This is a genomic window from Flavobacteriales bacterium (assembly GCA_020435415.1).
Classification (GTDB): domain Bacteria; phylum Bacteroidota; class Bacteroidia; order JACJYZ01; family JACJYZ01; genus JACJYZ01.
In genome coordinates, this window is record JAGQZQ010000147.1 from 1 (window position 1) to 4,599 (window position 4,599).

At 49.7% G+C, this 4,599-nt stretch carries 1 protein-coding gene; it reads left to right on the forward strand.

What is annotated here, in order from left to right:
* Positions 1 to 24: 24 nt before the first annotated feature.
* Positions 25 to 4,599, forward strand: a 4,575-nt coding sequence (locus KDD36_14755) for a SprB repeat-containing protein (protein ID MCB0397909.1), incomplete at its 3' end; no start/stop codon positions are given.

Consider the following 4,599-nt stretch of genomic DNA (forward strand, 5'->3'; position numbering starts at 1 on the left):
CAATCAGTGGTTATAGACCCTTTTGTGCCTTATTACTGTACCGGTGATGTTGTTGCATACACGCCCACCATTTCCAATCCGGCGGGCTATACCCTGCAATATTCGTTTACAGATGTCCTTACCACAAGTGGTGTTCCTGCTCCCTGGGAAGTGGGATTTAGTGGCGCAGCTCCAATACCTGGTGCCGCAATAGATCCGGCAACAGGTGAAATCACCTTTACTGCCCCCAATCAGTTTGGAAACTACATTGTTGGTATTCAAATCGACATGTTCGACGGTGGTGGGAACCTGGTAGGTACCGTTTTGGAAAGTCTCACCTTTACGATTCGTTTATGTGATAACTCCGTAACTGCTTTTACAGCACCCGGTGTACTCTCGGCACACAGTGACGTCACGGTTATCAGTGGTACTCACCTCGAGGTATGTGCGGGTGACTCGCTTTGCTTCACCGTAGAAGCCGCTAATGCTAACCCGTTTCGATCGATCACGCTTACCGATGATTTTCTCGATGCTGCTAACTTTCCCGATGGAGAGGTGGTGAGCAATGGTACCAATCCGGTGCAGGCAGAGTATTGCGCCCTGGTTCCGAACGACGCCACGGGGTCGTTTACCATAACCATCGATGCCATGGACGACGCTTGCGTCATGCCTACGTCCGATCAATTGGTGATTACCGTGGATATCAGTACTACTTTGTTCACTTCGGTTCTCGATACCGTCATTTGTGCGGGAGAGATGTTGCCGCTCTTGGCGAGTGGCGATAGTGATTATTCCTGGAATTTGGTTTCAGGCTCGGTGGAAGCTCCGGGCTTCGTGGGCACTGGTGGCATTCAAAATATTACTCCGCTTTCACCGCTCGAAATTGAAGTGATCGCCAATAATGCCGCCACAGCATGTAACTGGAGGGACACTATCCTCGTGGATGTATCTCTGTATGCATTGCCGGGTATTGTTACTGATGAAACCTGCAATGGGAACGACGGGCAGATTGATTTGGAAGTCTTCGGCGGAGATGGACCTTACCAGTACAGTTGGTTCCCTGGCGGAGCTATTATGCAAGATATTTCAGGACTGACCGGAGGAACATACACCGTTACGGTCATCGATCAAAGTATGCTGCCTACGTGCATGCGCGACACCACATTCACCGTAGGAAGCGCGCCACCTCCCTCGGGAAGTATAGCTGGTGATGCCACCATCTGTGAGGGCGATTGCACGGATATCACTTTTACGCTTTCCGGAACTGCACCGTTTAGTGTTACACTCATGAACCTCACTTCCGGCGCGCCCGAAGTGGTGCCTGCAGTAGTGGATCAGGATGTATTCCAGGTGTGCCCTACAACGACTACCGTATATGAACTACAGGCTGTTACCGGAAGCAACACACCTTCCTGTACCGACAATACAACCAGTCAGGTTACGGTTACCGTAAAGCCTACTGTTACAGCAAGCTTCATCGATCCGGGAACGCTTTGTGAAGGAGAAGCCATCAATCTGGAAATTGATATCGATCAACCCGGAACGTTCGATGTAGACTATGTTGACGCCGACGGAAATAATCAGTCCATGGCGGTTGCCGATGGAGCCACCATTCCTGTTACCGTTGATGATCCTACGACGACCCTGAGCGTTGAATCTGTTGCTTATCAGACCGCTCCGTTATGTGCCAATACGAACCAGGCGCTTCTCAACATCGACGTGGATCCATTGCCAACCGCAACTATTTCGGGTGGAACGACGATATGTGCAGGAGAGAATGTAGTACTGCACTTTGACCTCACGGGAACCGGCCCCTGGGATGTCACCTACACTGAAAACAACGGTGCTCCGATCGTAATGAATATTCTGTTCAATTCATTCGATTGGCTCATTGCGGGAGGACCGGCTGCAACTACCAACTACTGCATAACCAATGTGCTCGACCTGGGTACCAACTGTGATCAGGACGTGAATTCATGTGCTGAGGTTGTTGTAAATACGCTTCCTACAGGCTCACTGGCTGCCGATGCGACCATTTGCGCAGGTGAAACGGAGGCATTGGAATTCACGCTCAATGGAAACGGTCCGTTCAACGTGACACTTGAAGATGGAGTGGGCAATGATATGGGTGTTCCTGCAGGTCTTGCCAACGGAGCTACTTTTGACGTGACTCCGGCCAGTACGGAGACCTATTGTCTCACCGAAATTGTTGATGTCAACAGCTGCACAACCACGCTGAATAGTTGTGTTGATATTACAGTCAACCCACTTCCAACAGTGGATATCAGCGGAAACACTATCATATGCGACGGTTCATGCTATGACCTGGCTATTGGCAATATGTCCGGCAATGCTCCATGGAACGTAGATTGGGAATTGCGCAATGCGACCGATGATTCCGTAATAGACTCGGGCACTGAGGCGGGAATGATCAACGGTGACGTGATTCAGTTTTGTCCCAATGAGGATGCTTATGTTGTGATCACGTCTATTACCGATTCTTCAGTTCCTGCTTGCGCCACCACTTCTCCTGTCGGACAGTTTGACATTCAGGTGAATACTTATACTACTGTTTCGGTTTCGCAGGACAGTACGATTTGTTTGGGAGGTTCCCCATTGTTGACGTTCTGCTTCTCAGATTATGATGCAGGAGATACGTTTAGCCTGGATATTGATAACGCGTCTTCATTCAATCTGCCTGCCGGAAGTTTGGGAGCAGACGGTTGCTACAACTTCGCACCTTCGGCGGATCCGGTAATAACTACAACCTATTCGATTCTTACGTTTACCAACGACAACAATATTTGCACCCAGATCGATAATGCAGATGTTACCATTCAGGTGACGGATGTTCCCACCGCAACCTTGGATCTGGATCAGACCATCTGTCCCGGAACGGACGCAACGCTTACGGTAAATATCCCAACTGCGGGAGGTCCTTTTGATATTCAGGTTGAAGAGGGAAGTACAGGTGACATCCTCACTTTTGAAGATATTGCGGATCAGTTCACCTTTACCGTTTCCCCGGCAGCCAACGATTCTTACGAGCTCATCTACATCGCCGATAGTACAACCGCTGCGGCTTGTAATAGTGCACCGGCCAGCTTGGTGAACATTACCTTGTTTGATGCACCTGCACCGGTACTTCCAATGGATACATTATGTGCCGATACAGGTGAGGAATTTCAAATTGCATTTGAAATCGCCGGGGGAGACCCACTTACGTATAATGTTAACCCAACCTTGGGCAGTGATGCGGGAGGTGTTCTGTCTGCCGGTCCGCCATATATCTACACCAGCGGAGTTATGACGGCAGGTGACGAGGAAACATGGGAAATCTCAGATGCTTCAGGCTGTACACCATACCTGCTGGATATCAATACGTTCGATTGTCCGGTATTGACCTATTCCGGTACGATCGATCTTACAGCTCAGGTGTTTTGTAGTGATGGATTGGTGTGCGCAACGGCCACTGGTGATGAATTTTTGGATGGAAACGATGTCCTTAGTTTTCTGATCATTAGTGATGCCGACTATAACAGTGCCGTGGTGTACTATATCTCAGCAGCCAATTGCTGGGATGTGGACATTGACCTCGATATGGCAGGCACACTGACCTATGGTACTGAGTATTATCTCGTCGCCGTCGCCGGCAACGATCAGGGCAATGGTCTTGTGGATTTGGGGAATCCCAACATTTCCATATCCGAAGCAATGCCATTCACCATTCTCGATACTCCCACAGCTACTATATCGGGAGATGCTACTATTTGTGCCGGACAGACCACCACCCTTACAGTGGACCTCACGGGAACCCCGGAATGGAACTTTGAGATTCTGCAAGATGGGAACCAGGTGGGAATGGTGGTTGCCGCTCAAGCCACAACTCCCTATACGGTTGATGTGAGCAATGCAGGCATTTACACTATAGATACAATTGATAACACCGGTTGTGTAGGGACTACCAATGGAAGTGCTACCATTACCGTTAATCCATTGCCCACCGCCGATCTCACTGCCGATGGCGAAATATGTGACGGAGCTACATGGGATTTCGATATTGCGCTGACTGGAACGCCCAACTGGGATGTAGTAATTGCTTACGACGATGGCATCAACGGCCCTGTGGACATCAACCTCAACGGAATTACCAACGCAGCCACGCAGTACACCAGTGGTGATGAGGGTACCTATACTATTACCTCGGTTACCGATGGAAATAGCTGTGTAAATACTTCTGTCGGAACCCCCGTCACGCTCATAGTCAACGACTTACCTTCGGCTCAGTGGGCATTTGCGGATAGTTCCTATTGTGAAGGAGCCGACATTGACCTGGATTACCTCGTAACAGGCGCATTCCCGGTTGATATTACCTATCAACTCGATGGAGCCAATGATGTGGTAATTACCACCGCTGCCGATGGCTCTGAAACGGTGAATACACCCGGTCAGTATTGCATTACCTTGGTGGAGGATGACAATGGCTGTTCCGTAACGCCCAACCTCTGCATCAACATCTCAGAAATCGTTGCTCCTATAGCTGATGCGGGTCCGGATGTGGTGGTGTGTTCAAGTGTGGATCAGATCATAGGAACTCCGGGGGACCCTGCTCTTGACTAT